Raw genomic sequence first — 3,795 nt, 5'->3', positions numbered from 1 at the left:
CCGCAAGCCCATCGTTTTCTGCTCATTCCGGCTGGGTTGAGCGACAAGAGTTTGTCGACGGTTCTGGCACCTTATGCGGATCTTCCTTTGGCGGGAGCCATTCTCTCCAAAGTGGATGAAGCACCGGCCTTTGGTGGCGCACTGGAATGGTTGGCACAACATCATCTACCCATTGCCTATTACAGCGACGGCCAGAAGGTGCCGGAAGACCTCCATGAGGCACGTTGGGATGCGCTGATTCATATACTGCAATCGGTTTCGGCAGGCGATGCGGTGGCTAGCACTGCCCATAATCGCTATCATGGTGCATGAAATGCAGGGGTCCGCAGTGATTGCGAGCCCGCTGGATCAGGCGGAGGGACTTCGAAGAATGTGTGCGCGTAAACCAGTCAAGGTGATCGCCGTCGCCAGTGGTAAAGGTGGGGTGGGCAAGACCAATGTTGCTGTTAATCTGGCTGTTGCCCTCGCCCAGAAGGGCGCGAAACCCCTACTTTTCGACGCCGACCTCGGTCTCGGCAATGTGGACATCCTGCTCGGCCTGAGTCCCCGCTATAATCTCTCTCATGTAGTTTCTGGTGAAAAATCCATTGAAGAAGTGCTCGTCAGTGGCCCTCAGGGCATTCGCGTGTTACCTGCGGCCAGCGGTATCGCGCGGATGGCGGTTCTGGATGCCCTGGCTCAGGCGAACCTGATTCAGGCCGTGAGCAACCTCGACATCGACGTTGATTACCTGCTGATTGATCTTGCTGCCGGCATTGCGGGTGATGTGCTGACCTTCAGTTGCGCCGCCCAGGATGTCATTGTTGTGGTCTCCAATGAGCCGGCTTCCATCACCGACGCCTACGCCCTCATTAAGTTGCTCAGCCGTGATCATGGCGTGCGGCGTTTCCGGGTGCTTCCCAATATGGTGCGTGACCAGCGCGAAGGTCAGATGCTCTTTCAGCGCGTCGCCGCTGTGGCGGACCGTTATCTCGATGTCAGTCTTGATCTGATCGGCAGCATTCCCCTGGATCCTGCTCTGCGTAGTGCGGTACGTTCGCAGCGGGCCATTGTCGAACTCTATCCCGACAGTCCTGCCGCCCGAGCGCTGCGCGAGCTGGCGACAACAGTGCGTAGCTGGCCCCTGCCAGCGGGTCCCTCTGGGCATATCGAGTTCTTCATGGAGCGCCTGTTATCGGCAGAAAGATCGCTGCAGAGCCTATGAGTGCCGGAATGGCGGTGGATAGAATGGTACAGCGCAGTGCGCAGGTGGCGCGCCATGTGCCTCTGGTGCAGCGTATTGCCCAGCGGATCCGCGCCCGGCTGCCCGCCAATGTCGATGTGGCCGATCTCGTGCAGGCGGGTTTATTGGGATTGATGGATGCCCTCGATAGCCAGTCGGGAGACGAGAGTGATGCCTTTATCAGTTATGCCAGCATGCGGATTCGCGGCAGTATTCTTGACGAGCTGCGTGCTCAGGACTGCCTGCCCCGCCGTGCGCGTGCCAAGGAGCAATCTATCGGCAGGGCCATTGCCCGCCTGGAACAACATCTTGGACATCCGCCCAGTGATGAGGAAATCGCCAAAGAACTGGGCTGGACAATGACGGCTTACCATGCCGCGTTGCGTGAGAGTGGCGGTCAGATTCTTTATCTCGAAGATCTGGCAGCGGACAATGACGCTTTTGTCGGTCGCTACCTCCGCGATGCTGCGGACGATATTCAGTCGGTGCTGGTATCTGAAGAATTTTCCCGCGATCTCCAGCGCGGTATCGGCACTTTACCGGAAAAGGAGCAACTGGTCCTCGCGCTTTATTATCAGGACGAACTCACTCTGAAAGAGATTGGCAGCGTATTGGAGGTCAGCGAATCTCGCGTCAGCCAGATTATGCGGCAAGCGGTCCTGCGTTTGCGTACCACCCTGGGAGACTGGCGTGATGACAGGCTTTGAGGGTTACTCATTTGCCGATCCCCAAAAGGGAGCAAAATCGTGGATTTTTTGACCCTGATTGGTTTGGTAGTGGCTTTCGGTGGTATTTTTGCCGGCCAGCTTCTGGAAGGCGGTAAGCTCAGTTCCATCCTTCAGCTCACTGCCTTCATTATTGTTGTTGGCGGCACTATGGGCGCGGTGATGGTGCAGTACACCATGCCCGTGTTCATTCGTTCCCTGAAGATGGTGCCCTGGGCGGTGCTGCCCCCCAAAACTGATCCTCAGCCCGTCATCGCGCAAATTCTGGAATGGAGCAATACCGCCCGTAAAAATGGACTACTAGCGCTGGAAAGTCTGATTGCGGGTGTCAATGACCCGTATTTACAAAAAGGCTTACAGATGCTGGTCGATGGGGCGGAACCGGAGAAAATCCGGGCTACCCTGGAGGTCGATCTGGATTCCCGCTCGGAGATGGAACGGCAGGCGGCAAAAGTGTTTGAATCGGCGGGTGGGTACTCGCCGACCATTGGTATTCTCGGCGCCGTGCTGGGCCTGATTCATGTCATGGAAAATCTCGCCGATCCGGCCAAACTTGGAGCGGGCATAGCAACGGCTTTCGTTGCAACCATCTACGGTGTGGGGTTAGCCAATCTGCTTTTTCTCCCCATATCGAACAAGATTAAAGGTATCGTACATCAGCAAACCTACCTACGTGAGATGATCATCGAAGGCCTGGTCGGGATAGCAGAAGGCGAAAATCCCAAAATCATTGAAGGGCGACTGCAGAGCTTTTACGCACGCTGAACCCTAATCCATGGAAAAAGAATAGTTATTGCGCTAGTCTGGAAGGTATATATGTTTTATATGATATCTGGAGTACAGCGCTTATGGCAGATTTTCCGCTTAAACCCATTGACCGTGGTGCCCAGCCCGTGGAGCCTTTGCACCAGATTTCCGACAAGAGGCGGGAGAACAATACGCCGCGACCCCGATTGCTGCCTCGGCGCGAAGAAGAAGCGTCGGAAGATGGGCATCAGATTGATGAACTTGTTTGAGTGAGAGCGATCAGTGATGTTGATGGAGTCGGGAGTCTTTTTGGTCACGTAGCGTGAGGGTCGGTATTCATGGCCCATCGTTTATGGTGATCATTTTAACGGCTCCGTATCGGACGCTTGAACAAGGGATTGAAAGAAAGTTATGGTCTGTCTTCGGTTCAAAGAGAAGATGGTGCATAACGGTGTTATATTTGGCACAAGACGAAAAGCGGCAGCTCACAGATGGCATGGATGCCTCCCCCTACACAGGACCGGGAGCGGGGAGTTTCAGAAGGGGGTCCTTATTGTGGCGGGAAGCTCCATAGTGCCCGCTTTCCTCGGCTGCTACGCGGAGAGCCTGGGAACACCCTCATCTCGGTACATCGGCACAGCTTCTGCTGTGAAACCTGCCGAAAACGCGTGACACCGCCTTCGGTACGGTTCTTTGGCAAAAGACGATACGCAATGACCAGTATGCTGCTTATCTCCGGCCTGCAGCCAGGAAAGGTCAACAAAGCCTAGCATGACAAATTACGGTCCCTGTTTGGCATTTCCAAACGTACCCTGGCCAGATGGCGGCTATGATGGCGTGAGGCGTTGGTACGCACCCCTCTTTGGGGGGGCCGATGGGTCCACCATACTTCCACCGATTCCCCGACAAGATCTGCCTGGCGGGCTGATAGAGCGGTTTGCCTGAGACTGTACGCAACAATTGCTCAAAAAACTTGACCAGAGGACCATCGATTTGGCTGACCACACTCCTTTGAGCGACTGCATAGGGCTGGCTGCATAGCAATTCCTGATTAGCACGATTCTTCCGCTGCGCGGAGCCATCGCTCCGAACGAGGCCCGA

General features: G+C 55.5%; 4 protein-coding genes and 1 pseudogene. All 5 read left to right on the top strand.

Going from position 1 to position 3,795, the window contains the following annotated elements; genetic code table 11:
* Positions 1-312, top strand: a pseudogene (locus Q0C48_RS13045) (hypothetical protein); the annotation flags it as partial.
* 58 nt (positions 313-370) lie between these two features.
* Positions 371-1,204: a MinD/ParA family protein gene (locus Q0C48_RS13040; protein WP_366937063.1), complete on the top strand. Its 834-nt coding sequence runs from the start codon at positions 371-373 to the stop codon at positions 1,202-1,204.
* Positions 1,201-1,929 (top strand): RNA polymerase sigma factor FliA, encoded by a 729-nt coding sequence (fliA, locus tag Q0C48_RS13035; RefSeq protein WP_291525044.1) that lies wholly within the window; start codon positions 1,201-1,203, stop codon positions 1,927-1,929. The genes Q0C48_RS13040 and fliA overlap by 4 nt, the downstream gene beginning before the upstream one ends.
* A 39-nt stretch (positions 1,930-1,968) precedes the next feature.
* Complete coding sequence (locus Q0C48_RS13030; RefSeq protein ID WP_291525042.1) at positions 1,969-2,712, top strand: flagellar motor protein; 744 nt, start codon at positions 1,969-1,971, stop codon at positions 2,710-2,712.
* A gap of 83 nt (positions 2,713-2,795) precedes the next feature.
* Entirely contained in the window at positions 2,796-2,963 is a 168-nt protein-coding gene (locus tag Q0C48_RS13025) for a hypothetical protein (protein WP_291525040.1), read from the top strand.
* Positions 2,964-3,795 lie beyond the last annotated feature (832 nt).

Source organism: Acidithiobacillus sp. (genome assembly GCF_023255755.1).
In the GTDB taxonomy this organism is placed as follows: Bacteria; Pseudomonadota; Gammaproteobacteria; order Acidithiobacillales; family Acidithiobacillaceae; genus Acidithiobacillus.
Note: the sequence above shows the minus strand (reverse complement) of the source record. Positions and strands in the feature narration are given on the sequence as shown.